This window comes from Phyllobacterium sp. 22229 (genome assembly GCF_052056495.1).
In the GTDB taxonomy this organism is placed as follows: Bacteria; Pseudomonadota; Alphaproteobacteria; order Rhizobiales; family Rhizobiaceae; genus Phyllobacterium; species Phyllobacterium myrsinacearum.
In genome coordinates, this window is the sequence record NZ_JBQEPA010000018.1 from 89,614 (window position 1) to 111,654 (window position 22,041).

Consider the following 22,041-nt stretch of genomic DNA (forward strand, 5'->3'; position numbering starts at 1 on the left):
TAACGAGGAGAATTCACATGGCCAATCCCCCGCGCCGGCCGGTAAACCCGATGGCAGCCGCCGAAGCACTGTTCAAGCCGGTTGCCAAAAAAATCGTTCTCCCTGTGCGTGAGACACCGGCCGTGCCCCATGCCAAGGAGCTCGTTTCCATCCGGATCGATCGCGCCGTGCTGGAGCATTTTCAGGCGGACGGCCCCGGATGGCAGGATCGCATCAATGATGTCTTGAGGGCTGCCGTTCAAAAGAAAACCTGAAACCGGCACGCGGTACACGCCATTTGCCAAACCGGATATCAAGGTGTGATGATGAATGATTTTTACATTGGCCAGAAGGTCGTTTGCATTGATGACAAATTCAAGAATGTCAGCATCGATCAGCTGATCCGCAAGGGTCAGATTTACACGGTGCGCTGGGTCGGCATGTACAAGCACTATGTCGATGGTGAGTTTGTCGGCATCAAGGTGGAGGAAATCCACCGCGGCAATGATGATGGCCCGGAGGGCTATGGCGCGGCTGACATGCCCTATCGCGCGACGCGCTTCCGTCCGCTGGTCAAGGACAAGATCGGTTCCCTGCGCAAGCTGCTGGCGCCCAAGCCGGATGCGCCGGTCGAGCCGGAAAAGCCTGCACCGGTGAAAAAGAAGGAAAAGGTGTAAGCCTCGCGCAGGCTTGCATCATTTCCGGCCGGTCAATCCGCGCAAACGTTCGCGGACGATGCGCGCGATGTTCTGGGTGCGCCGGTAGAGATGGATCTGCGAGGCGGCCTGCCGGGCGGCCCGGTCCGATGCCGGGGTGAGGCCGATCACCAGCGTGCCGACGCTTTCGCGCTCCTGAAACAGGCGGGATGCGATGGGATGGTCGGGTACGGCGCAGGAATCCGTACGTTGGATGTTCGGATCGTCCAGATGGTTCTTCAGCATCTCGATCATCAGGAGAGCGCCCGGCGAATAGGCGGCAAGACTTTCATCATAGGCGGTTTTCCACGTCCATGCCTGTCCGGCCTCGACAAAGACCACCAGAACGGCAATCGTCCGGCCATCCAGCTCAAGCGTGTGGATGCGGGCGAGATCGCGGCCCGCGAGATTGTTGACGGCTTCGCGGGCAAATGCCGCGCGGAACCGGTCGACCGCCATGGCCGAACCGCGCTGGCCTTTCCAGCCGCTGGCTTCCACGGCGAGGAAATCCTCCAGCCGCGCGCGGATGTCGTCCTCGGTACGGCTGACCGTGTAGGTCAGTTTGCCCTGTTCCGACAGGCGCCGCCACAACCGCCTGTATTCTTTGGCGTGCCGCGTTCCCAGCGCTTCACGCAGATAGACCTCACCGTCCTGCGTGCTCTCCAGAAATGGCCGTTCTACGGTGCCGATGGTGGTCGTGGGCAGGTTGCGGTCAAGTGCGACCGCCCGGAACAGCTGGGCGACGGGACGGTTGAGGAGAAGATCGGGCAGGACCAGAACGTCCGGAAACTTGAGATGCTTGCGCGCGAGCATATCGAAGAGGTCGTTGAGGACGCCGACGGGATCATCGCGGTCGATCAGCGGGGTGCCTTGCGGCCCGAACGGCGTGGCCCAGGCCCGCAGAATCGATGCGGAGAAGGTGAAGCCGGGCCGTTCGACCGTATAGGGCATCAGGAAGCGCAGGCGGCTCTTGACGTCGTTCTCGTCGCGCACAACCATGAAGCGCACCTGACGGTCGTCGAGGCGGGGCATGGCCGGTGCAAGGAAACGCGGATTGAAGAAGACGTTCGGTTCGATGGTCCGGTAGGCGAGATATTCCAGCTCTTCGGAAAGATCAAATCCGGCGGAAGCGGAATAGACCGACAGCTTGCGCGGCACGCCGCGGCTTCCCAGGGTTTCCTCGATCTGCTTGGCGGCATCGCGCGATTCAAAGCCTGCGAGCTGCGAAATGATCTGCGAGGACGGGCCGCCAGCCAGTTCTTCGAGTAGCGGTATTGCAGCCATCAGATCTCTTCCTTGGCAGGGCTCCTGCCGGCGAAAACAAACATTGTGATGTTGAGACGATTGTAAACGGTCAACGCCAGAACAAGCGCTTCAAACACCATCGAGGCGGCCGTGGCGCAGGCAGCGCCCGCGAGGCCGTATAGTGGTATCATGAGAATGCTGAGGCAAATATTAACGGCCAAAGTGATGGCGTAAACGATGGCGCAGATTTTCTGTTTGCCTGCCATGTTCAAAAGGCTTTCGGCCGGTCCGACCGAAGCGCGCGCCACCACGCCGATCACCATGATGAACAGCAGCGGATAACCGTCGGTGAACTGCGCCCCGAACAGCCATAGCAACGGCTTGCCCAGAACCAGCAGGATGATGGCCATGGTCAGGGACGGCCAGAAAGTCCAGCGCGCCGTGTCCCGGGCGAACTGTTCAAGCCGGGCATGGTCGAAATTCTGCATCAGCTCGGCGTAGCGCTGGGCCGCACCCGCTTTCACCGAGAAGTAGACGAAATGCACCAGGGCGAGCAGCTTGACGGTGGCGTAGTAGGTGGCGACCTTGTCCGGGTCCATGTAACGCCCGACCATCAGCACGTCGGCATTGGTCAAAAGAAAAAAGAAACCCTCGACCAGAAAAATCGGCAGGGAGACTGCAAGCCAGTCGCGGAAATGGATGGCGCGCGGGCCGGACGGCACGACGCCGCTGAAACGCTTGCGCACGGCAAAGAACTGCAGAACCGATGTCACATAGGTCGCAACAACAGCGGAGCCGAGGGCCGTCATGGCCGTCGGCGCCAGGCCGCTGATATGGGCGATGCTCATGACCACGAGGGTAAGGACAGGACGGATGATATAGGTCGGGGTGAGGGCAACCAGCACCCAGGAGCGCGAGCGCGCCGTTCCGTCAAGCGTATCGCCGAGAGCGATCATGGGCAGGCATATCAGCCCGACAAGGAATGGCGCGACGTAATAGGTCTCGATCAGGTCGCGTGTGGCGTAGATGAGTGCGGCGCCGGCCAGGGCAATGCAGGTGGTCATCCCGACCGCGAATGTCTTGCTGGTGAACAGAATCCCGCGCAAAAGGTCATACTGCCTGCGCTCCAGATATTCCGGTACGAAGCGGATGACGGTGGTCTGGAAGCCAAGGCAGGACAGGTTCCCGAGGATGACGACCGTCACCCAGACGAGAACGAAGATGCCATATTCGAAAGGGCCCATCCAGCGGGCAAAGATCACCTGGGAAATCAGCGCCAGGCCCGCGCTGATCACGCGGACGAGGAAAGCAATCAGCGAGACGCGCTGGGCAACGGCGTGTTCGTTCGAGCCGTCAAGCAACTGATCCAGGCGTGACAACCAGGGACGAAGACGCAGTGACAGCTTTTCCGGTAAAATTCGGTCTGCAGTCGTTACCGCAGAAAATCGCACGCGCAGCTCCACCTGTTGGCATTCCAAGGACATATAGTCCGTAAACGTTTAAAAACGGTTCGGCCAGACGGAGAGTTGCTGCAGGTTGGAAAAAAGCAAAGGGCCGCGTCGTTTAACGCGGCCCTTGTCCGGGTGTCAGGCGAAGGAGCCGTGACAATGTTTGTATTTTTTGCCCGATCCGCAGGGGCAGGCCTCGTTGCGGCCGATCTTGCCCCAGGTCTTCGGATTGTTCGGATCGCGTTCCTCCGGGCTCACGACGCGCAGGTCCTCGAGCACGGCCGTATCACCGAAATCATCTTCGCCGGTCAGACCGTCAAAGTGATGGACTTCCATGGGCGGCAGTTCCGGCGACGGTGCTTCGGCAGCCTCGCGAACGATCTCGACACGCATCAACTGCGTCGTCACGTTCTGGCGAAGATTGGTCAGCATGGTCTGGAAGAGTTCAAAACCTTCAGTCTTGTACTCGTTGAGCGGATCGCGCTGCGCATAGCCGCGGAAACCGACCACCGAGCGCAGGTGGTCGAGATTGACCAGATGCTCGCGCCACAGCGCGTCCATGGTCTGCAGGATGACCGACTTCTCGACATAGGCCATGATTTCAGGGCCGAAACGCTCGGCACGGTCGCCAGCAGCTTTTTCAACGGCTTCAAACAGCCGTTCGCGCAGATCTTCCGGGGCAATATTGTCTTCGTTCGCCCATTCAGTGACCGGCAGGTCGAGGTTGAGGATGGTGCGCACATCCTCGTCCAGCTGCTTGACGGTCCACTGTTCGGCATAGGCGCCTTCCGGGGCATGGCGCTGGATGAGGTCGTCGACCACGTCTTCGCGCATTTCCGCGGTGGTCTGGCTCAGATCCGTCCCGTCCATGAGCTCGAGGCGCTGTTCGAAGATCACCTTGCGCTGATCATTCATCACGTCGTCATATTTCAGCAGGTTCTTGCGGATGTCGAAGTTACGGGCTTCGACCTTCTTCTGCGCCTTTTCCAGGGCCTTGTTGATCCAGGGATGGACGATGGCTTCGTCTTCCTTGAGGCCCAGCTTCTGCAACATGCCGTCCATGCGCTCGGAGCCGAAAATGCGCATGAGATCGTCCTGCAGCGACAGGAAGAATTTTGACCGGCCCGGATCGCCCTGACGGCCGGAACGGCCGCGCAGCTGATTGTCGATACGGCGGCTTTCATGGCGCTCGGTGGCCAGAACGTAGAGACCGCCGGCGGCAAGCGCCTTTTCCTTCAGGCGGGCGATGTCGTCGCGGATGGCCGCTTCCTTGGACTTGCGTTCTTCGCCCTCGGGCATGTCAGCAAGCTCATGCTTGACACGCATCTCGAAATTGCCGCCGAGCTGAATGTCCGTACCGCGGCCAGCCATGTTGGTGGCAATGGTGATGGCGCCGGGGACACCGGCCTGGGCGACGATATAGGCTTCCTGCTCGTGGTAGCGGGCGTTGAGGACCTGGAAGTCCTTGAAGCCTTCCTTGCGCAGGCGCTCGGCCAGCTGCTCCGATTTCTCGATCGACGTGGTGCCGACAAGAACCGGCTGGCCCTTGGCGCGCGCTTCGTGGATGTCGCGAACGATCGCCTTGTATTTTTCCTCGACCGTCCGGTAGACCTCATCATCCTCGTCAATACGCTTGACCGGATTGTTGGTCGGGATTTCCGTGACCTCGAGGCCGTAGATATTGCCGAATTCCTCGGCTTCCGTCGATGCCGTGCCGGTCATGCCGGCCAGCTTCTTGTACATGCGGAAATAGTTCTGGAAGGTGATCGAGGCCAGCGTCTGGTTTTCCGGCTGGATCGTCACATGTTCCTTGGCTTCCAGCGCCTGGTGCAGGCCTTCCGAGAAACGGCGGCCCGGCATCATGCGGCCGGTGAATTCATCGATAATGACGATTTCGTCATTGCGGACGATATAGTCCTTGTCACGCTGGAACAGCTTGTGAGCGCGCAGGGCATTGTTGACGTGGTGAACCACGGCAACGTTCTCGATGTCGTAGAGACCTTCGCCCTTCAGATGGCCGGCAGCCTTCAGAAGGTTTTCCAGCTTTTCCGTGCCTTCTTCGGTGAAGATCGCGGTTTTCTGCTTCTCGTCGATTTCATAGTCGGCCGGCTCGAGCGGCAGAATGAACGTGTCGATGAGATTGTAGAAATCCGAGCGGTCATCAAGCGGGCCGGAAATGATCAGCGGTGTGCGGGCTTCGTCGACCAGGATCGAGTCCACTTCGTCGACGATCGCGTAGTTATGACCGCGCTGCACCATCTGCGCGCGTTCATATTTCATGTTGTCGCGCAGATAATCGAAGCCGAGTTCGTTGTTGGTCGCATAGGTGATGTCGGCGGCGTAGGCGACGCTGCGCTCTTCGTCATCGAGGCCATGCACAATGATGCCGTAGCTGAGGCCGAGGAAGTTGTAGAGCTGGCCCATCCACTGGGCGTCGCGGCTGGCGAGATAGTCGTTGACCGTGACGACATGAACGCCCTTGCCCTCAAGCGCATTGAGGTAGACCGGCAGCGTTGCAACCAGCGTCTTGCCTTCGCCGGTGCGCATTTCCGAGATGCCGCCGCCGTGCAGGACCATGCCGCCGATGAGCTGCACGTCAAAGGGGCGCATGCCCAGAACGCGCTTGGCCGCTTCACGCACAACCGCAAAGGCCGGCACGAGCAGATCGTCAAGCTTGGTTCCGCTGGCAAGGCTTGCACGGAATTCAACCGTCTTTGCCTTCAATTCTTCGTCAGTGAGTGACGACATTTCAGCTTCGAGCGCATTGATCTGTTCAACGCGCGGCTTGAAGCCTTTGACACGACGCTCATTGGAAGAGCCGAAAATCTTGCGGGCGAGGCCGCCGAAACTGACCATCCCTGGTCCTCTCTTGTTCGTTTCGCTAGGAAAACCTAGCTTTTAGGGTCCGAAGCCCGGCATGGAGAATGCCTGATACAATACGGACACTGAGTCAAATGTATAAGCCTATCTGTTGCCAAGCTATCTGGACGCAAAGCCGATGGACAGATAAGAGGGGGCTCGAATGATGTCAATGTTGAAGCAGCACGCAGTTGATCGCTTCGTCAAGGCAAAATTCCGCCGTAATCATAGCCCGTACCGGTCCTCCTAAGGAGAAATTGACCTATGAACCAATTGCGTAAAACCCTTTCATTCATGACTGCTGCTGTGTTTTTGACCGGTATTTCCTCCGTGGCCATGGCCCAGGACGCCGGTAAAGCCGGGGCTGCAAAGCCGGACGCCGCCAAGGCGGATGCGGTCAAGGCCGATCCGGACAAGGTGCTTGCCACGATCAACGGCGCCAAGATCACCTCCAAGGATGTTGACCAGATTTCCGCTGATCTTGATCCGCAGTTTGCCCGTCTTCCGGACGAACAGCGTCGTTTGGCCGCTCTGGCCGCCATCATCGACATCAAGGCCCTGGCCGCCAAGGCGGAAGCCGAGAAGCTGGATGCCACGCCGGAATTCAAGGCACGCATGCAGTTCCTGAAGGATCGCGCCCTGCACAATGATTTCTTCAAGCAGCAGGTTGTCGACAAGATCACCGATGCCGATGTGCGCGCCCGCTATGACAAGGAAATGGCAGCAATGCCGCCGCAGAACGAAGTTCGCGCCCGTCATATCCTGGTCAAGACCAAGGAAGAAGCCGAAGCGATCATCAAGCAGCTCGACGGTGGCGCTTCCTTCGAAGACGTTGCCAAGGCGAAGTCGACCGACGGATCGGCAGCGCAGGGCGGCGATCTCGGCTATTTCTCCGCCGGACAGATGGTCCCGGAATTCGAAAAGGCGGCAATGGCGCTGGATGTCGGCAAGTACACCAAGGAACCGGTCCAGACGCAGTTCGGCTTCCACGTCATCAAGCTCGAAGACAAGCGCGTGCAGCAGCCGCCGGCATTCGATCAGGTCAAGGATCAGGTGAAGTCGATCCTCATCCGTGAGCGTTATGTCGAACTGGTCAAGAAGGAACGCGCCGATCTGAAGATCCAGTACACCGATCCGGAAACCGAAAAGGCCATGAAGGCCGCGACGGACGCCCAGGAACAGTAATATCCCGGTGGTCCGATTCTGACATTTGCATCCCGTCGATACAGGCGTTCAGGCAAATGTCAGAATCAAAGGACCACTAGCCCGGGATTTCGGTCCCGGCCCTGTTTCTTCCTTTTGGAATATGCCCGCACTGAACCTTGTCAAACACCTTTTCGAGGTACCCGATGTCCACGTCTGTCTCTCCCCTGGCTCCCAAACATGTCCCGGCCATGCCCGAAATCCGCGGCGTCAGGATCGCAACCGCTGAAGCCGGGATCAAATATAAGGGCCGAACAGACGTTCTCCTTGTTGTATTCGACAAGCCGGTGGCGGTAGCCGGTGTGTTCACCCGGTCCAAATGCCCGTCGGCGGCGGTGGATTTCTGCCGTGACAGCCTGAGCGGCGGCAAGGCCCGCGCGGTTGTCGTCAACTCCGGCAATGCCAACGCCTTCACCGGCAAGAAGGGCCGCGAATCGACCAAGGCAACGGCCGCCGCTGCCGCCAAGGCAATCGGCTGCAAGCCCGGCGAAGTGTTTCTCGCTTCCACCGGTGTCATCGGCGAACCGCTGGATGCCGGCAAGTTCAGCCACCTGCTCGGCGATATGGCCAAGAGCGCCACATCCGAGCGCTGGCAGGACGCGGCCAGCGCCATCATGACAACCGATACATTCCCGAAGGTTGCAACCGAAACCGTCCTGCTTGGCGGTGTGCCGGTGACCATCAACGGGATCGCCAAGGGTGCGGGCATGATCGCCCCCGACATGGCGACAATGCTGTCCTTCGTGGCCACCGATGCGCCGATCGCCTCCGATATCCTGCAGAAACTCCTGTCCAAGTCGGTCGGCAAGAGCTTCAATTCCGTGACGGTCGACAGCGACACCTCCACATCCGATACATTGCTGCTGTTCGCAACGGGTACTGCTGCCGAACGTGGGGCGGAACCGGTGACGAAGGAAAAGGACAAACGCCTGAAAGCCTTTGCCAAGGCGCTCGACCGCGTCTTGAAAAACCTCGCCCTGCAGGTCGTGCGCGACGGCGAGGGCGCGCGCAAGATGCTCGAGATCACCGTGACGGGCGCGACATCGTCGCGGTCGGCCAAGCGTATTGCCCTGTCGATTGCCAATTCGCCGCTGGTCAAGACAGCGGCGGCGGGCGAGGACGCTAATTGGGGCCGCATCGTCATGGCGGTCGGCAAGGCCGGCGAGCCGGCGGATCGTGACCGTCTCGCCATCTGGTTCGGTGACATCCGCGTTGCCCGCCATGGCGAGCGCGACCCGGATTATTCGGAAGCAGCGACCTCGGCCTACATGAAGAACGAAGACATCGCCGTGAAGGTCGATATCGGGCTTGGTAAAGGCAAGGCGACGGTCTGGACCTGCGACCTCACCAAGGAATATGTGACGATCAACGGCGATTACCGCAGCTGATGGACCTGGATCGGAGCACGATGCCGCTGGCCCAGATCCGGCAGATCGAGGCTGTCGGGTTCAGGGCCTGGCCCGCCGCGTCGGTTCACTACGACGGCAGCTGGGCGATCCGCATGACGGCATGCCACCCGTCCAAGCGCCTGAACTCGGTCAATCCGCTCGATCCGGGCGATACGGACAATATGGAAGAGCGCGTTGCCCGGGCTGTTCAGCGCTTGCGCGCCTATGGCAGACCGCCGGTGTTCCGCCTGTCGCCGCTCGCGCCCGAGGCGCTGGACGCCTATCTCGATGCATCGGGCTGGTCGCGCTTTGACGAGTCACTGGTCATGGTGGCGGATTTGGCAAGCATCGATCTGTCCGATGCCATTGACCAGATTCCCCTGCGCGATACCGGCCGGTATGTCGATGCCGCCGTTGCGGTGCAACAGGACAATCCAGCCTTGAAGCCCGGTCTGGTCGAGGTCATCGACGCCATTCGTCCGGCCAAGGGCCTGTTCAACATCGGCACGCTGGCGGCCAGCCGCCGCAAGGGGCATGGACGGATGATCGTCAAATCTGCCATCAAATGGGCCGTGCAGCACGGCGCCAAGCGAGGCTGGCTGCAGGTGGAGGCCGGTAATGCCGGTGCCATCGGGCTCTATGAAAAGATCGGCTTTACCGAAGCATACCGTTACGCCTACCGGCAGGCGCCAGACGCATGAGCGGCACACCCAAACACCCCCTCCTGCTTGTAACGGCCTGTGCGCTTGTCGATGCCGACGGGCGTGTGTTGCTGACCCAGCGGCCGGAGGGCAAGTCGCTGGCCGGCTTGTGGGAGTTTCCCGGCGGCAAGGTGGAGCCCGGCGAAACGCCGGAGGAAAGCCTGATCCGCGAACTGCAGGAGGAACTGGGGATCACCGTCAAGCCGGCATGCCTGGCGCCGCTGACCTTTGCCAGTTTCACCTATGAGACATTCCATCTGCTGATGCCGTTGTTCATCTGCCGCCGCTATGAGGGCATTCCGCGCTCCATGGAAGGCCAGACGCTGAAATGGGTGCGGCCGAAAGACATGCGCGATTATCCCATGCCGCCAGCCGATATCCCGCTGATCCCGTTCCTGATCGATCTTCTCTGACGGCAAATCGTGGTTAAGATTTCATCACCGTCAAATTAACCCAAATCGTTAATCGATCCTTCACGCGAATGGGCGACTTTTAATCAAAGACGGATCAATTTTTCCAGGTGGCGCATGGGTTATAAATTCGACAATCTCGACGAGGCTGCTGCGCAGACCAGGACATTCCTGGGTGCGGGAACTGGTATCTTGCGCATAACCCTTTTGTTTGGTTCTGCTGCAATCGCCCTCGCACTGGTTGTTGCACCGCTGGCCGACCGCAAGTCCAAATCCGTTGTGGACTACGCCTCGAGCCGATCCATCGACACGATGTCGACAGGCTCGATCAAGAAGGCGGTGCCGTCCGAATACACGATCCGCCGCAGTGTCTTGCAGAAGTCTCCCGATTCGGTCTGCATCCTCAATGCCAACGGCACCAAAAGCGGCGACTGCTGAGTCTGCCGGCTATTTCTTTTCCAGAGTTTCGACATCTTTGAGGAAATCGGCGAGCGATGCCTTGGCGGAGCCGGGCTTCAATGGCTTCTGCTGCGATTCATGCGCCGCCCAGCCCGACATCCAGATAAATGAGAAGGTTGCCCGGATCCGCCCATCCGGATCGCTGAAGCGTTCCGCATAGAGTTCAGCCGCCCGCAGGAAGAAGCGGCGGGTTACCGGCTTGCGCGACCGCCCGAAGAGAATGTTCTGCATGCCCATGGCGCGCAGATCGCGCATGAGTGCGAACAGGGAATCGTAGCGCACGGTGTAGGTTTCGATATCGGTCACTGGCAGGGTAAAGCCCGCCCGCTGCAACAGGCCGCCGACATCGCGCACATCGGCAAAGGGTGCGACGCGCGGCGAGGCGCCACCGCTGATTTCGCTTTCGGCGGCCAGCAAAACCTCGCGCAGCTCCGACAGGGTGGCCTCGCCGGCCATGGCGCCGAGGAACAGGCCATCCGGCTTGAGCGCGCGCCTGATCTGCAGCAGCGTGCCGGGGGTATCGTTGGTCAGGTGCAGCGACAACAGAGAAACGATCAGTCCGGCACCCGCTGGTTTCAGGGGAAGCATTTCCTCATCGGCAACGATGGATGGAAACGCCGCATCGAGAAAACGGGCATCCTGTTCAACCCGGACAATTGTATCGGCCTTGCCGGAGCGTTCGATCGCCCTTGCCGCCAGCCCGGTGTGGCTGGCAAGGTCGACGGCGACGTCGAAACTGCGTTCGACGGCGGACAGGCGCTCTTCCAGATCGTCCGCGGCCCGGGCAAGCAGGAAATCGCCTGTCATCCCGTGCTGGCGCAGCGCGCGCAAGCGCCTGTGCCGCAGCAAATTCCGATCGAAGATCCTGTGCTGGTCCATTCCGAATTTCTCTGATCAATGTATAGTTCTTCCCGCTAAATGCGTTGCCCCGGATGGAATTGCAATGGAAACCGCCCGCGCTTTTGCGCGCATCGTGACAAATCGCCTGTTCATGCTGCTGTTCCCGCCGGTTTGTGCGGAATGTCAGAGCCTTGTCTGCGAGCCGGGCAGCCTTTGCGCGGCCTGCTGGTCAAAAGTCCGCTTTATCGAAAAGCCCTATTGTCCGGTGCTCGGCATTCCCTTCAGCCATGACCTCGGCGCGGAAATCCTCTCGGCCGAAGCGATCGCCGATCCGCCGCCGTTCCGCCGGGCCCGTTCCGTTGCCGTCCATGAGGGGGCGATCAGCACCATGGTGCACCGGCTGAAATACAGCGACCGGACCGACCTTGGCCCGTGGATGGCGCGGTGGATGGCGCGGGCCGGCAGCGAATTGCTGGCCGAATGCGAGGTCATCGTGCCTGTGCCCCTGCATGCGCGACGGTTCTGGCTGCGCCGGTTCAACCAGTCCGCCGAACTCGCCCGCCATCTCAGCGGGATCAGCGGCAAGCCGTTCGAGCCCGGCGCCCTGAAGCGGGTCAAACCGACCCGGCAGCAGGTCGGGCTTGGCGCCCTGGAGCGCGCGGCGAATGTCAGGGGGGCGTTCAAGGTGCCGGAAAACCAGGATATCAAGGTGCGCGGACGCCGGGTGCTCCTGATCGATGATGTCTATACAACCGGCGCAACCGTAAAGGCTGCAACCCGCGCCTTGCTGCGCGGCGGTGCGTCCAGCGTCGATGTCTTGACCTTCGGGCGGGCTCTGTCGAAAGAATTATCTGTCTAATGGTTGTTTTGCGGAAAAAACGGGTCTTTGCGCTTTGATTGCCGGTGCTTATATAGACCCATAAGTGGAGTATGATGATGGTTGATGTTACGATCTATACGCGCAATGGCTGCAGCTATTGCACGGCTGCCAAGGGCCTTCTGGACAAGAAGGGTGTGGCTTTCGTCGAGCACAATGCGACGGCGGAACCCGAAGCGCGGCAGGCCATGCTGGCGCGCGCCAACGGGCGCACGACCTTTCCGCAGATTTTCATAGGCACCGTGCATGTCGGCGGTTGCGATGACCTTTACGCGCTTGAACAGCAGGGTCGTCTCGACCCGCTGCTAAAGACCGGCGCACTGGCATAGGGAACAGATTATGAGCTCATTTCGTGCAGCAGCCATCCAGATGCGCTCCGGCGTCGATCCCCAGCGCAATGCTGCCGATCTTGCCGGTTATGTGGCCGAAGCCGCAGGAAAGGGCGCGGTTTATGTGCAGACGCCCGAGATGACGGGTGCGCTGCAGCGCGACCGCAAGGCGCTCGCCGATGTCCTGCGGGCGGAAGAAGACGATATCATCGTGCGCACCGCTTCGGAGCTGGCGGCAGAACACGGCATTCACCTGCATATCGGCTCGACCGCCATTGCCCGCGAAGACGGCAAGATCGCCAACCGCGCCTTTCTGTTCGGACCGGATGGCAAGATCATCACGCGCTATGACAAAATCCACATGTTCGACGTCGATCTCGACAATGGCGAGAGCTGGCGCGAATCGGCCGTTTACGCACCAGGTTCGGATTCCGTTGTCGCCGCACTCCCCTTTGCACGGCTGGGTCTTGCCATCTGCTACGATGTGCGCTTCCCGCAGCTGTTCCGCGCGCAGGCTGTGGCCGGCGCCTCCGTTCTGACGGCTCCCGCCGCCTTCACGCGCCAGACCGGCGAGGCGCACTGGCACATTCTGCAGCGCGCCCGCGCCATCGAGAATGGCGCCTTTGTCATTTCGGCGGCACAGGGCGGTGTGCATGAGGATGGCCGCGAAACCTTCGGTCACTCGATCATCGTTGCGCCCTGGGGCGAGATTCTGGCGGAAGCTGGCCATGCGGATCCGGCGGTGATCGTCGCCGATATCGATCCGTCCCTGAGTGCGGCAGCCCGGTCGAAGGTCCCCAATCTTAAAAATGCCCGCCCGTTTGGTCTGGTCATTCAGTCGGATGACGGCCAGAGCGAGAGGCAATCGGCTGCATCATGATCCGTTTCTCTCTTCACTGCGCGCAGGACCACGAATTCGAGGGGTGGTTCCGCAGCAATGACGATTTCGACGCCCAGTCGAAGAAGCGGCTGGTCACGTGTCCGGTCTGCGGTTCGCACAAGGTGGAAAAGGCGCTGATGGCTCCTTCCGTGACCACCGCACGGCAGAAGGAGAAGACGGCCGTTGCCATGAGCAAAATGGTGAGCGAACTGAAGGAAGTCGTCCGGAAGGTGCGCGAGAACGCCGATTATGTCGGCGCTGATTTTGCCGAGGAAGCCCGCAAAATCCATTTCGGCGAAGCGGAACAGCGCGGGATTTACGGCGAAGCCTCGGGTGACGAGGTGCAGTCGCTGCTGGAAGACGGCGTCGACATCATGCCGTTGCCGACCTTTCCCGACGACCACAATTGATCTTGCCGGAAAAGGCTCTAAGGTGCGGCAATCCTAACTGTCCTGCCGGGTCGCCTTCATGCCATTTCTGAATTCTGCTCCAGCGCTGCTCGTCTTGACCGGCGCCTTCCTCGGATTGACGCTGCCGTTCGGCAAGCTGGCTTTTGGCGCCGGAATAACCCCGGCGGTCTGGGCCTTCGTGATTTCGACGGGTGCTGGCGTCGTGCTCCTGCTGGCGTTTCTGGTCATGGGCAAGCGGCCGCTGCTCAATGGGCGCATGGCCCGGTATTATCTGGTCACGGCGCTGATTTCCTACGCCATCCCCAACCTGATGACGCTGTCGGCCATTCCGCATCTCGGGTCAGGCTTCACCGGCATCATGTATACGCTCTCGCCTGTCTTCACCCTGTTGCTGTCGATGCTCTTCAAGATCAAGCGGCCGAATATGCTGGGGCTGCTCGGTATTCTCACGGGATTCGCCGGGGCCGTGCTCGTCGGCTTCACCCGGGGGCAGGTGGGGCAGCCGGCCGAACCCTTCTGGGTTGTCGTCGGCCTGCTCATTCCGGTCCTGCTGGCGCTTGGCAATGTCTACCGCACCGTCGACTGGCCGCAAGGCGCCGATCCGACCGAGCTTGCCGCAGGCAGCCACCTGACGACAGCCCTGTTGCTGATTCCGGTTATTTTCTACGCCAGCGGCAGTTTTGCGGTGGAGCCGCTCGGCAATGTGCCGTGGCTGGTCGTGGCGCAGGTCCTCGCTTCCACCTGCATGTTTGCGCTGTATTTCCGTCTGCAGGCGGTTGGCGGTCCGGTTTATCTCAGCCAGATCGGTTATGTCGGCGCGGCAGTGGCGCTGATCGCCGGAACGCTTTTTCTCGGCGAGAGCTACCAGCTGGCGACATGGGCCGGTGCGGTCATCATCACCATCGGCGTGCTGATGACCACCAAGGCACAGCGCATGGCGGCAAAGGTCACGGCCTGATTGCCAGTACCATGTAGTTGACGTCGGTATCGCTCGAACGGTTCCAGCTGTCGGCAAGCGGATTGTAGGTGACACCGACCTTTTCCGTGATTTCAAGCCCGGCCTGTGTCAATGGGCCCTCAAGCTCTTCCGGGCGCACCAGCTTTTCGTACTGGTGGGTGCCGCGCGGCAACCAGCGCAAGACATATTCGGCGCCGAAAATGGCAAGGCCGAGTGCTTTCAATGTCCGGTTGATGGTGGCGACAAAGGTCACGCCGCCCGGTTTGACCATCTGCGCACAGGCGGTGAGGTAAAGCTCCACATCGGCGACGTGTTCGACCACTTCCATGTTGAGGACGATATCGAACTGCTCCCCGGCCGCTGCCAGCGCTTCGGCTGTGGTGGCACGGTAATCGATAGCGAGCCCGCTTTGAACAGCGTGAATTTTGGCCACCTCGATATTGGTTTCGCTGGCATCGGCGCCGACAACGGCAGCACCGAGGCGCGCCATCGGCTCGCACAAAAGACCGCCGCCGCAACCGATATCGAGCAGGCGCAGACCGGCAAACGGCCGCGGGCTGTTCGGATCGATGCCGTAATGGGCACAGACCTTTTCCTTGATGTAGGCAAGGCGCGTCGGATTGAACTTGTGCAGGGGGCGGAACTTGCCCTGCGGATTCCACCACTCGGCCGCCATGCGCGAAAAACGGTCTACTTCGGCGGCATCGATCGTGCTGCGTTGGGCTTCGGTCATGGCAACGTCCTTTTTGCTGCCCTTGGAGTGGCCCCTTCCGGCAAAAAATGTCAAGACGCAAATTCCGCTTCCCGAGCCAGTATGTTATCCATTAGTATCTATTGTTATCAAATGATGTGCCCATTATGGTCACGACAGCGTTGAGGAATGGATGCCATGACAAGCATTGCACTCGGGGACCATTACGAGCGTTTCATCAGGAAACAGCTCGAAACCGGCCGTTATAACAATGCCAGTGAGGTTGTGCGGGCAGGTCTGCGTATGCTGGAAGATTTTGAAGAGGCGCGGGAAAACTGGCTGCGCAAAGAAATTCCCAACCGTCTGCAGGAACTGCAAAAGGATCCGGCGATGGGTATTCCTGCCGAGAAGGTCTTCGCTGCTCTCGAGGCACGGGGCCGTGGCGTGAAAGCCAGATAGCCCATGGATTACAAGGTCGTATTTCATCCACGGGCCGAGCAGGAACTGGTTGAGCTTTACGACTATATCCGCGCCAATGCCAACCCCGAGCGTGCGCAAGCGGTTCTGGCCGGTATCCGGGACTGGTGTCTTGGGCTGGCGACCTTTCCCAAACGCGGCAGCGTTCGGGACGATATCATGGCGGGCGTGCGCATCATCGGGTACAGGCGCAGCGTCAGCATCGCGTTTGCGGTGACATCGGACAGTGTGCTGATTTTGGGCGTTTTCTATGGTGGGCGCGACATCACCGCCGATCTCTTGCAGAATCGTGATTGAATTTCACGTTTCGTTGTCGGAGAACCAAGTGACCTTCAACGATAGACTGCGTCCAAAAACCTGACGGGCTTGATCTCGCGTTCTTGCAGTTGCGTCATAATTTCGTTATGGGAAACCGCGCTCCGCTTTCGACAGGGCGGATCGTTTTCGATCCCATTTTCAGGCCTTTCCAGAACGGTATTTCCCATGGCACGCATTGTGATGAAATTCGGCGGCACTTCGGTGGCCGATATCGACCGCATCCGTAATGTGGCCCGGCATGTCAAACGTGAAGTTGATGCAGGGCACGAAGTCGCAGTCGTCGTTTCCGCAATGGCAGGGAAAACCAATGAACTCGTCGCCTGGACCCGTCAGACCTCGCCGATGCACGACGCACGCGAATATGACGCCATCGTCGCCTCCGGCGAGCAGGTGACTGCCGGACTGCTTGCGGTTGCCCTGCAGCACATGGGCGTGCATGCACGGTCCTGGCAAGGCTGGCAAATCCCGATCAAGACCGACAATGCCCATGGCGCGGCGCGCATTGTCGATATCGATGGTTCTTTCCTGATCGAACGGTTCAGGGAAGGCCAGGTTGCCGTTATCGCCGGTTTCCAGGGCATTGGCCCGGACAATCGCATTTCGACGCTCGGCCGTGGCGGCTCGGATACGAGCGCCGTGGCGATTGCAGCATCGGTCAAGGCCGATCGCTGCGACATCTACACGGATGTCGACGGTGTCTACACCACCGATCCCCGCGTGGAACCGAAAGCCCGCAGACTGTCACGCATTTCATTTGAAGAAATGCTCGAGATGGCGTCCCTAGGGGCGAAAGTTCTGCAGGTGCGGTCCGTCGAGCTTGCGATGGTGCACAAAGTACGCACATTTGTGCGATCCAGTTTCGAAGACCCCGATGCGCCGGGCATGGGTGATCTGATCAATCCGCCCGGTACACTTATTTGCGACGAGGAAGAAATCGTGGAACAGCAGGTTGTCACAGGAATTGCCTACGCCAAGGACGAAGCCCAGATTTCCTTGCGCCGTGTTGCAGACCGTCCCGGTATTTCCGCCGGCATTTTCGGCCCGCTGGCCGAAGCCCACATCAATGTCGACATGATCGTGCAGAACATCTCCGAGGACGGGTCGAAGACCGACATGACCTTTACGGTTCCCTCGGGCGATCTCGACAAGGCGCTGGTCGTCCTGGAAAAGGTCAAGGCCGATATCGGTTTCGACGTGATCCAGTCGGAAGCCGGCATGGTCAAAGTCTCGGTGATCGGCATCGGTATGCGAAGCCACGCGGGCGTTGCGGCAACGGCATTCCGCGCGCTGGCGGACAAGGGCATCAACATTCGCGCCATCACCACGTCGGAGATCAAGATTTCCATTCTGATCGATGGCCCCTATGCGGAACTTGCGGTTCGGACTTTGCATTCTGTCTACGGTCTGGATAAGCATTAATTTACGATCTAAGACAGAGATTCTGTTTGTCGGTGAACGTCTCGACTGACATGATGAATCAAAGAGTTGATTGGCAAGACCATTCCGGTCTTGCCAATAATAATATGGAGCAGATGGGTGCCCACGCGCGAGCAGATATCAGGTCCTCGTGTCATGCTGAAGCGCCTCCGCGAATTGATGGCGGAGGCTCTTGAGCCGCAGGAGAGGCTTGACCGGATCGTTCGCGAGATCGCGCAGAACATGGTCGCGGAAGTGTGCTCGTTTTACGTCCTGCGCTCGGACGGCGTTCTCGAACTCTATGCAACCGAAGGTTTGAATCCGTCCGCGGTTCACCTGGCGCAGTTGCGGCTTGGCCAGGGCCTTGTCGGGACGATTGCCTCGAGCGCCCGGCCGCTCAACCTGACGGATGCCCAGACCCACCCCGCCTTCGCCTACCTGCCGGAAACGGGCGAAGAAATCTACAACTCCTTCCTCGGCGTGCCGATCCTGCGGGCCGGGCGCACGCTCGGCGTTCTCGTCGTGCAGAACCGGACCAAGCGCGTCTATCGCGAAGATGAGGTCGAAGCGCTGGAAACCACGGCGATGGTGCTGGCGGAAATGGTCGCCGCGGGTAGCCTGACCCGTCTGGCACGGCCGGGTGTCGAGCTTGATCTCGGCAAGCCGATGAGCTTTTCCGGCAGCGCCTTCAATGATGGCGTCGGTCTTGGCCATGTCGTGCTGCACGAGCCGCGCATCGTCGTCACCAATCTTTTCAACGAAAACATCGATACGGAAATCGACCGGCTGGAGAGTTCGCTCGGGTCGCTGCGTATTTCCATCGATGACATGCTGTCGCGCCGCGATGTGGCGTTCGAGGGCGAGCACCGTGAAGTGCTGGAAGCCTATCGCATGTTCGCGCATGACACCGGCTGGGTGCGGCGCCTTGAAGAAGCAATCCGCAACGGCCTGACGGCGGAAGCGGCCGTGGAGAAGGTGCAGAGCGACACCCGCGCGCGGATGATGCATCTGACCGATCCCTATATGCGCGAGCGCCTCAGCGATTTCGACGATCTTGCCAACCGGTTGTTGCGTCAGCTGATGGGCCGCGACGTGAAGACGATGGCCGGTTCGCTGGCCAAGGATGCCATCATCATTGCCCGGTCCATGGGGGCTGCCGAACTTCTGGATTATCCGCGCGAACGCCTGCGCGGCCTGGTTCTTGAAGACGGCGCGGCGACCAGCCATGTGGTGATCGTGGCCCGCGCCATGGGTATTCCCGTGGCGGGACAGGTCAAGGGCGTGGTGTCCATGGCTGAAAACAATGATGCGGTCATTGTCGATGGCGATGATGGCCGGGTGCATTTGCGGCCGCAGGCGGATGTCGAGGCGGCCTATTCGGAAAAGGTCCGCTTCCGCGCCAAGCGGCAGGCGCTTTACCGCGAATTGCGCGACAAGCCTTCGGTGACCAAGGACGGTGTGGCGATTTCGCTGCTGATGAATGCCGGGCTGCTCGTGGACTTGCCGCAGCTGGCGGAAGCCGGGGCGGCGGGCATTGGCCTGTTCCGCACCGAACTGCAATTCATGGTGGCGTCGACCTTCCCGCGGGCCGAGCAGCAGGAGCGGCTTTACCGTTCGGTGCTCGATGCGGCGGGCGACCGGCCGGTGACATTCCGCACGCTCGATATCGGCGGCGACAAGGTTCTCCCCTATTTCCGCAGCAATGTGAATGAGGAAAACCCGGCCATGGGCTGGCGGGCGATCCGCCTGACGCTCGACCGTCCGGGTCTGCTGCGCACGCAGGTGCGCGCCCTGCTGAAGGCCGCTGGCGGGCGCGAATTGCGGCTGATGATCCCGATGGTCACGGAAGTGGCTGAGGTGCGCAAGGCGAGCGAGTTGATCAATCGTGAAGTGCAGCACCTCTCGCGCTTTGCCCACAACCTGCCGACGCGGGTGAAGATCGGCGCGATGGTCGAAGTGCCGTCGCTGCTCTGGCAGCTCGATGAGCTGATGTCGGTGGTGGATTTCGTTTCGGTCGGGTCCAACGACCTGTTCCAGTTCGTCATGGCGGTTGATCGCGGCAACTCGATGATCACCGATCGGTTTGACAATCTGTCGGTGCCGTTCCTGCGGGTGCTGCGCCAGATCGCGCAGGCCGGTGTGCGCAACAATACCGACGTGACGCTGTGCGGGGAAATGGCCGGCAAACCGCTTTCGGCCATGGCCCTGATCGCGCTGGGTTTCCGCTCCATTTCCATGTCGCCGGCGTCCATCGGTCCGATCAAGGCGATGCTGGGCACACTCGATGTCGGGGAACTGCATGCGCAATTGACCGATGCCATCGACAATCACGGCGATACCGGTTCGCTGCGGCATGTCCTGAACAAGTTCGCAGAGCGTACAGGCGTTGCGCTGTGAAATCTGCAGAGGTAGCACACTGAAATGATGTCCATTCCGCAGGATCGTATGGATCAGCTGCTGAAGCGCTTTTCCATGATTGAAACACAAATGGCGAGCAATCCGGATTCCGATACCTATGTGAAGCTCGCGTCGGAATATTCGGAGCTGGAGCCGGTGGTTGCCAAGATTCGCGATCTCGTGGCATCGCGCAGCGAAGCCGGCGATCTGAAAACCATGCTCAACGATGCGGCGACCGACAAGGATATGCGCGATCTCGCCGAGGCGGAGCTGCCTGATATCAACGAGCGCATCGAAGCGCTGGAACAGGACATTCAGGTCCTGCTCCTGCCGAAGGATGTTGCCGACGAGCGCAATGCCATTCTGGAAATCCGCGCGGGAACGGGCGGCTCGGAAGCCGCACTGTTTGGCGGCGACCTGTTCCGCATGTATGAGCGTTACGCATCGGCCAATGGCTGGCGGGTCGAGCTGATCTCGGCCAGCGACGGCGAGGCCGGCGGCTACAAGGAAGTCATCGCCATGGTTTCGGGCAGGGGGGTTTTTGCCAAGCTGAAATTCGAGTCGGGCGTGCACCGGGTGCAGCGTGTGCCGGATACGGAAGCGAGCGGCCGCATCCATACCTCCGCCGCCACCGTTGCCGTTCTGCCGGAAGCCGAAGAAATCGACATCGATATCCGTCCCGAAGACATCCGCATCGACACGATGCGTGCCTCGGGTTCGGGCGGCCAGCACGTCAATACGACGGACTCGGCGGTGCGCATCACCCACATACCCTCGGGCATCGTCGTGGTGCAGGCGGAAAAATCGCAGCACCAGAACCGCGCCCGCGCCATGCAGGTGCTGCGGTCACGGCTGTTTGACATGCAGCGGCAGAAGGCCGACAGCGAGCGTTCGGAAGCGCGGCGCAGCCAGGTTGGCTCCGGCGACCGTTCGGAGCGAATCCGCACCTATAATTTCCCGCAGGGCCGCGTTACGGACCATCGCATCAACCTGACGCTGTACAAGCTCGACCGCATCATGGAGGGCGATCTGGACGAACTGATCGGCGCGCTGATTTCCGATTACCAGACAGCTCTTCTGGCCCAGATGAATGACGGGTACTGATCGTAATGGCTGAGGCCCGTCTCGCTGACGTCCACCGTCATGCGCGATCCCTGCTGACCACGGCCGGGATTGAAAATGCGGAGCTGGATGCGCGGCTTCTGGTGGAGTGGGTCACCGGGTTTGACCGGCTTGAAACGATCCGTAATCCGCATGGTGGCATCGCGGCAGATGTCCTGGCCCGGCTTGATGCGGTGCTTAACCGGCGAATCAACGGCGAATCAGTGCACCGGATCATTGGGCGGCGCGCCTTTTTCGGGCTGGAATTCTCGCTTTCCGCCGATACGCTGGAGCCCCGGCCGGACACGGAAGCGCTGGTCGAACTTGCGCTGCCGTTCCTGCAGCAACGGGTGGCGGAGAACGGGGTTGCCGATCTCATTGATCTGGGAACAGGCACAGGCGCTATTGCCATTGCCTTGCTGGGCCAGATCAGGCATCTGCGTGCCGTCGGGGTGGATATTGCACCCGGTGCCCTTGTAACGGCACGTGACAATGCCCATCTTAATGGTGTGTCCAATCGGTTCGCCGCGCTGCATTCCAGCTGGTTTGCTGAGGTAACTGGCGGATTTGACATGATAATTTCCAATCCGCCCTATATCCGGTCGAACGATATCGCGAACTTGCAGCCTGAAGTGGCGATGCATGATCCGGTTCTGGCGCTGGATGGCGGCGCGGATGGCCTTGAGCCCTACCGCATCATTGCGGCGCAGGCGGAGAGTTACCTGCGCGCAAATGGTGCAGTTGCCGTGGAAATCGGTTTTGATCAGCGCATAGATGTCGAGACGATTTTCGCAAGATCAGGCTTCGCCTTGAAGGGTCTGCAGAAGGATATCGGTGGACACGAAAGAGCAATGTTGTTCATGAAGCTGTAAAATTATTGAAAAAAGGCTTGGAATTTGTCGCGAAGGCGGCTAGTTTCCAGTCACCGCTCTAAACCGAACAAGTCTGGTTTTGCCTATC

At 60.2% G+C, this 22,041-nt stretch carries 23 protein-coding genes; 18 read left to right on the forward strand and 5 right to left on the reverse strand.

The features are described from left to right. The first annotated feature begins 17 nt into the window (after positions 1 to 17). Positions 18 to 254, forward strand: coding sequence for a BrnA antitoxin family protein (locus ACTJJ7_RS20690; RefSeq protein WP_105734555.1), 237 nt, complete (start codon positions 18 to 20; stop codon positions 252 to 254). 48 nt (positions 255 to 302) lie between these two features. Continuing rightward, on the forward strand, positions 303 to 656 hold the full coding sequence (locus tag ACTJJ7_RS20695; protein WP_105734556.1) for a CAP-Gly domain protein: 354 nt from the start codon (positions 303 to 305) through the stop codon (positions 654 to 656). An 18-nt stretch (positions 657 to 674) separates the two neighbouring features. Here the strand turns inward: ACTJJ7_RS20695 and bspF are convergent, their stop codons facing one another. The 3 genes from bspF to secA form a co-directional block, all read right to left on the reverse strand. Further along, a complete protein-coding gene (gene bspF, locus ACTJJ7_RS20700) occupies positions 675 to 1,958 on the reverse strand; it encodes a type IV secretion system effector crotonyl transferase BspF (RefSeq protein ID WP_105734557.1) in 1,284 nt (427 codons plus the stop codon). After that, positions 1,958 to 3,370, reverse strand: a complete 1,413-nt coding sequence (locus ACTJJ7_RS20705; RefSeq protein WP_440968678.1) for a lipopolysaccharide biosynthesis protein — start codon at positions 3,368 to 3,370, stop codon at positions 1,958 to 1,960. Before ACTJJ7_RS20705 ends, bspF begins: the two co-directional genes overlap by 1 nt. A gap of 135 nt (positions 3,371 to 3,505) precedes the next feature. Then, positions 3,506 to 6,223, reverse strand: coding sequence for a preprotein translocase subunit SecA (secA, locus tag ACTJJ7_RS20710; protein ID WP_105734558.1), 2,718 nt, complete (start codon positions 6,221 to 6,223; stop codon positions 3,506 to 3,508). Between the two features lie 267 nt (positions 6,224 to 6,490). On the opposite strand from secA, the gene ACTJJ7_RS20715 reads away from it, so the two are divergent. From ACTJJ7_RS20715 to ACTJJ7_RS20735, 5 genes are all read left to right on the forward strand, one after another. Further along, the gene (locus tag ACTJJ7_RS20715; protein ID WP_440968679.1) at positions 6,491 to 7,411 is read left to right on the forward strand and encodes a peptidylprolyl isomerase; all 921 of its coding nucleotides are present in this window, start codon (positions 6,491 to 6,493) and stop codon (positions 7,409 to 7,411) included. A 164-nt stretch (positions 7,412 to 7,575) separates the two neighbouring features. Next, positions 7,576 to 8,817 (forward strand): bifunctional glutamate N-acetyltransferase/amino-acid acetyltransferase ArgJ, encoded by a 1,242-nt coding sequence (gene argJ / locus ACTJJ7_RS20720; protein ID WP_440968680.1) that lies wholly within the window; start codon positions 7,576 to 7,578, stop codon positions 8,815 to 8,817. A 20-nt stretch (positions 8,818 to 8,837) separates the two neighbouring features. After that, positions 8,838 to 9,518 carry a GNAT family N-acetyltransferase gene (locus ACTJJ7_RS20725; protein ID WP_440968681.1) on the forward strand — a complete coding sequence of 227 codons (681 nt, stop codon included), beginning with the start codon at positions 8,838 to 8,840 and terminating at the stop codon, positions 9,516 to 9,518. Beyond that, a complete protein-coding gene (mutT, locus tag ACTJJ7_RS20730; protein WP_105734561.1) occupies positions 9,515 to 9,931 on the forward strand; it encodes an 8-oxo-dGTP diphosphatase MutT in 417 nt (138 codons plus the stop codon). Before ACTJJ7_RS20725 ends, mutT begins: the two co-directional genes overlap by 4 nt. 114 nt (positions 9,932 to 10,045) lie before the next feature. After that, entirely contained in the window at positions 10,046 to 10,366 is a 321-nt protein-coding gene (locus tag ACTJJ7_RS20735) for a hypothetical protein (protein ID WP_440968682.1), read from the forward strand. Between the two features lie 9 nt (positions 10,367 to 10,375). On the opposite strand, the gene ACTJJ7_RS20740 is transcribed toward ACTJJ7_RS20735, so the two are convergent. Further along, positions 10,376 to 11,266 carry a methyltransferase domain-containing protein gene (locus tag ACTJJ7_RS20740; protein WP_440968683.1) on the reverse strand — a complete coding sequence of 297 codons (891 nt, stop codon included), beginning with the start codon at positions 11,264 to 11,266 and terminating at the stop codon, positions 10,376 to 10,378. A 64-nt stretch (positions 11,267 to 11,330) separates the two neighbouring features. Here ACTJJ7_RS20740 and ACTJJ7_RS20745 point away from each other — a divergent pair, with 64 nt between their 5' ends. The 5 genes from ACTJJ7_RS20745 (at position 11,331) to ACTJJ7_RS20765 (ending at position 14,681) form a co-directional block, all read left to right on the forward strand. Then, on the forward strand, positions 11,331 to 12,086 hold the full coding sequence (locus tag ACTJJ7_RS20745) for a ComF family protein (RefSeq protein ID WP_130270785.1): 756 nt from the start codon (positions 11,331 to 11,333) through the stop codon (positions 12,084 to 12,086). A 77-nt stretch (positions 12,087 to 12,163) separates the two neighbouring features. Further along, positions 12,164 to 12,433 carry a glutaredoxin 3 gene (gene grxC, locus ACTJJ7_RS20750; RefSeq protein WP_105734565.1) on the forward strand — a complete coding sequence of 90 codons (270 nt, stop codon included), beginning with the start codon at positions 12,164 to 12,166 and terminating at the stop codon, positions 12,431 to 12,433. 10 nt (positions 12,434 to 12,443) lie between these two features. Continuing rightward, a complete protein-coding gene (locus ACTJJ7_RS20755) occupies positions 12,444 to 13,313 on the forward strand; it encodes a carbon-nitrogen hydrolase family protein (protein WP_440968684.1) in 870 nt (289 codons plus the stop codon). Beyond that, positions 13,310 to 13,723 carry a DUF1178 family protein gene (locus tag ACTJJ7_RS20760; protein ID WP_105734567.1) on the forward strand — a complete coding sequence of 138 codons (414 nt, stop codon included), beginning with the start codon at positions 13,310 to 13,312 and terminating at the stop codon, positions 13,721 to 13,723. The genes ACTJJ7_RS20755 and ACTJJ7_RS20760 overlap by 4 nt, the downstream gene beginning before the upstream one ends. A gap of 58 nt (positions 13,724 to 13,781) precedes the next feature. After that, the gene (locus ACTJJ7_RS20765; RefSeq protein WP_440968685.1) at positions 13,782 to 14,681 is read left to right on the forward strand and encodes a DMT family transporter; all 900 of its coding nucleotides are present in this window, start codon (positions 13,782 to 13,784) and stop codon (positions 14,679 to 14,681) included. On the opposite strand, the gene ubiG is transcribed toward ACTJJ7_RS20765, so the two are convergent. Next, positions 14,671 to 15,414, reverse strand: coding sequence for a bifunctional 2-polyprenyl-6-hydroxyphenol methylase/3-demethylubiquinol 3-O-methyltransferase UbiG (ubiG, locus tag ACTJJ7_RS20770; protein ID WP_105734653.1), 744 nt, complete (start codon positions 15,412 to 15,414; stop codon positions 14,671 to 14,673). The two genes, ACTJJ7_RS20765 and ubiG, sit on opposite strands and share 11 nt — an antisense overlap. Positions 15,415 to 15,570: 156 nt before the next feature. On the opposite strand from ubiG, the gene ACTJJ7_RS20775 reads away from it, so the two are divergent. The 6 genes from ACTJJ7_RS20775 to prmC all read left to right on the forward strand — a co-directional run bounded on the left by ACTJJ7_RS20775 (position 15,571) and on the right by prmC (position 21,953). Then, positions 15,571 to 15,831, forward strand: coding sequence for a type II toxin-antitoxin system ParD family antitoxin (locus ACTJJ7_RS20775; protein ID WP_130270777.1), 261 nt, complete (start codon positions 15,571 to 15,573; stop codon positions 15,829 to 15,831). Between the two features lie 3 nt (positions 15,832 to 15,834). Next, complete coding sequence (locus tag ACTJJ7_RS20780; RefSeq protein ID WP_440968686.1) at positions 15,835 to 16,146, forward strand: type II toxin-antitoxin system RelE/ParE family toxin; 312 nt, start codon at positions 15,835 to 15,837, stop codon at positions 16,144 to 16,146. A gap of 186 nt (positions 16,147 to 16,332) precedes the next feature. Further along, entirely contained in the window at positions 16,333 to 17,586 is a 1,254-nt protein-coding gene (locus ACTJJ7_RS20785; RefSeq protein WP_105734569.1) for an aspartate kinase, read from the forward strand. A 153-nt stretch (positions 17,587 to 17,739) separates the two neighbouring features. After that, complete coding sequence (gene ptsP / locus ACTJJ7_RS20790; RefSeq protein ID WP_105734570.1) at positions 17,740 to 19,980, forward strand: phosphoenolpyruvate--protein phosphotransferase; 2,241 nt, start codon at positions 17,740 to 17,742, stop codon at positions 19,978 to 19,980. 24 nt (positions 19,981 to 20,004) lie between these two features. Then, positions 20,005 to 21,084, forward strand: coding sequence for a peptide chain release factor 1 (gene prfA / locus ACTJJ7_RS20795; protein ID WP_105734571.1), 1,080 nt, complete (start codon positions 20,005 to 20,007; stop codon positions 21,082 to 21,084). A gap of 5 nt (positions 21,085 to 21,089) precedes the next feature. Continuing rightward, positions 21,090 to 21,953, forward strand: coding sequence for a peptide chain release factor N(5)-glutamine methyltransferase (prmC, locus tag ACTJJ7_RS20800; protein WP_440968687.1), 864 nt, complete (start codon positions 21,090 to 21,092; stop codon positions 21,951 to 21,953). The last annotated feature ends 88 nt before the right edge of the window (positions 21,954 to 22,041 follow it).

Excerpts from the sequence above, each read along its gene's own strand:
- ACTJJ7_RS20780 (WP_440968686.1), top strand. The coding sequence starts at position 15,835 with ATGGATTACAAGGTCGTATTTCATCCACGGGCCGAGCAGGAACTGGTT.
- prmC (WP_440968687.1), top strand. The coding sequence starts at position 21,090 with ATGGCTGAGGCCCGTCTCGCTGACGTCCACCGTCATGCGCGATCCCTG.
- ACTJJ7_RS20775 (WP_130270777.1), top strand. The coding sequence starts at position 15,571 with ATGACAAGCATTGCACTCGGGGACCATTACGAGCGTTTCATCAGGAAA.
- secA (WP_105734558.1), bottom strand. The coding sequence starts at position 6,223 with ATGGTCAGTTTCGGCGGCCTCGCCCGCAAGATTTTCGGCTCTTCCAAT.
- ACTJJ7_RS20745 (WP_130270785.1), top strand. The coding sequence starts at position 11,331 with ATGGAAACCGCCCGCGCTTTTGCGCGCATCGTGACAAATCGCCTGTTC.
- ACTJJ7_RS20755 (WP_440968684.1), top strand. The coding sequence starts at position 12,444 with ATGAGCTCATTTCGTGCAGCAGCCATCCAGATGCGCTCCGGCGTCGAT.
- ACTJJ7_RS20765 (WP_440968685.1), top strand. The coding sequence starts at position 13,782 with ATGCCATTTCTGAATTCTGCTCCAGCGCTGCTCGTCTTGACCGGCGCC.
- grxC (WP_105734565.1), top strand. The coding sequence starts at position 12,164 with ATGGTTGATGTTACGATCTATACGCGCAATGGCTGCAGCTATTGCACG.
- bspF (WP_105734557.1), bottom strand. The coding sequence starts at position 1,958 with ATGGCTGCAATACCGCTACTCGAAGAACTGGCTGGCGGCCCGTCCTCG.
- mutT (WP_105734561.1), top strand. The coding sequence starts at position 9,515 with ATGAGCGGCACACCCAAACACCCCCTCCTGCTTGTAACGGCCTGTGCG.
- ACTJJ7_RS20735 (WP_440968682.1), top strand. The coding sequence starts at position 10,046 with ATGGGTTATAAATTCGACAATCTCGACGAGGCTGCTGCGCAGACCAGG.
- ACTJJ7_RS20785 (WP_105734569.1), top strand. The coding sequence starts at position 16,333 with ATGGCACGCATTGTGATGAAATTCGGCGGCACTTCGGTGGCCGATATC.
- ACTJJ7_RS20760 (WP_105734567.1), top strand. The coding sequence starts at position 13,310 with ATGATCCGTTTCTCTCTTCACTGCGCGCAGGACCACGAATTCGAGGGG.
- ptsP (WP_105734570.1), top strand. The coding sequence starts at position 17,740 with ATGCTGAAGCGCCTCCGCGAATTGATGGCGGAGGCTCTTGAGCCGCAG.
- ACTJJ7_RS20690 (WP_105734555.1), top strand. The coding sequence starts at position 18 with ATGGCCAATCCCCCGCGCCGGCCGGTAAACCCGATGGCAGCCGCCGAA.
- prfA (WP_105734571.1), top strand. The coding sequence starts at position 20,005 with ATGATGTCCATTCCGCAGGATCGTATGGATCAGCTGCTGAAGCGCTTT.
- ACTJJ7_RS20740 (WP_440968683.1), bottom strand. The coding sequence starts at position 11,266 with ATGGACCAGCACAGGATCTTCGATCGGAATTTGCTGCGGCACAGGCGC.
- ubiG (WP_105734653.1), bottom strand. The coding sequence starts at position 15,414 with ATGACCGAAGCCCAACGCAGCACGATCGATGCCGCCGAAGTAGACCGT.
- argJ (WP_440968680.1), top strand. The coding sequence starts at position 7,576 with ATGTCCACGTCTGTCTCTCCCCTGGCTCCCAAACATGTCCCGGCCATG.
- ACTJJ7_RS20715 (WP_440968679.1), top strand. The coding sequence starts at position 6,491 with ATGAACCAATTGCGTAAAACCCTTTCATTCATGACTGCTGCTGTGTTT.
- ACTJJ7_RS20695 (WP_105734556.1), top strand. The coding sequence starts at position 303 with ATGATGAATGATTTTTACATTGGCCAGAAGGTCGTTTGCATTGATGAC.
- ACTJJ7_RS20725 (WP_440968681.1), top strand. The coding sequence starts at position 8,838 with ATGCCGCTGGCCCAGATCCGGCAGATCGAGGCTGTCGGGTTCAGGGCC.